Origin of the sequence: Ensifer sp. Root423, from assembly GCF_001426275.1 — a bacterium.
GTDB lineage: Bacteria > Pseudomonadota > Alphaproteobacteria > Rhizobiales > Rhizobiaceae > Ensifer > Ensifer adhaerens.
Map to the genome: position 1 here is coordinate 1 of NZ_LMEG01000040.1, position 1,043 is coordinate 1,043.

General features: G+C 64.8%; 2 protein-coding genes. Both read right to left on the reverse strand.

What is annotated here, in order from left to right:
• The coding region (locus ASD01_RS25355) for an ABC transporter permease family protein (protein ID WP_458574508.1) at positions 1-411 on the reverse strand (411 nt) is incomplete at its 3' end.
• A partial coding sequence (gene cysT / locus ASD01_RS25360; RefSeq protein ID WP_060530362.1) for a sulfate ABC transporter permease subunit CysT occupies positions 401-1,043 on the reverse strand: 643 nt, incomplete at its 5' end. The genes cysT and ASD01_RS25355, both read right to left, overlap by 11 nt.

The window sequence follows — 1,043 nt, forward strand, 5'->3', positions numbered from 1 at the left end:
GGAGATCACCGGCGAGACCGAGAACGGCAGGTCGATCAGCGTCGTCAGGAAGGCCTTGCCCTTGAACTCGAACTTGGCGATCGCCCAGGCGGCGGCCACGCCGAAGACGAGGTTGAGCGGCACGGCGATGGCGGCGACGATCAGCGTCAGGCGGATGGCGGAAAAGGTTTCGGCATCGCCAAGGGCCAGCACGAATTCCGTCACACCCTTGCGCAGCGCCTCGGTAAAGACGGCGGCGAGCGGCAAAAGCAAAAACAGTGCGACGAAGGCGAGCGCCGTGATCGTCAGCGTCAGTCGGGCAAAGCGGCTTTCGGAGGTGGCGGCGGCCAGTTCCGGCAGGGCGGCGCGAGGGCCGGAGGCCGGACTGAGGCCGGGACTGGGTGCTGAGGCGGCGGTCAGGTCATGCGACATAGACATATCTCCGCCGGCTCCAGGCCTGGATCGAGTTGATGAGGAGCAGCATGGCAAACGAGATCGCCAGCATGACAGCGGCAATCGCTGTCGCAGCCGCATAGTTGAACTCTTCGAGCCGGATGACGATCAGCAGCGGGGCGATCTCGGAGACGTAAGGCAGGTTGCCGGCGATGAAGATCACCGAGCCGTATTCGCCGACACCACGGGCAAAGGCGAGCGCAAAGCCGGTGAGGCCGGCTGGCAAGAGCCCCGGCAAAAGCACCCGGCTGATCGTCTGGAAGCGGCTGGCGCCAAGGGTGGCTGCAGCTTCCTCCACTTCCTTGTCGATCTCCTCCATGATCGGCTGCACGGTCCTGACCACAAAGGGCAGGCCGACGAAGATCAGGGCGATGACGATGCCGGCCGGAGTGAAGGCGATCTTGAGGCCAAGCGGCTCCAGGAACTGGCCGATCCAGCCGTTCGGGGCATAGAGCGTCGTCAGCGCAATGCCGGCAACCGCGGTCGGCAGCGCAAAGGGCAGGTCGACCATGGCGTCGATCACCCGCTTGCCGGGGAACCGGTAGCGCACCAATACCCAGGCGAGGATGACGCCGAAGACGAGATTGATAACGGCGGCGATAAAGGCCGTG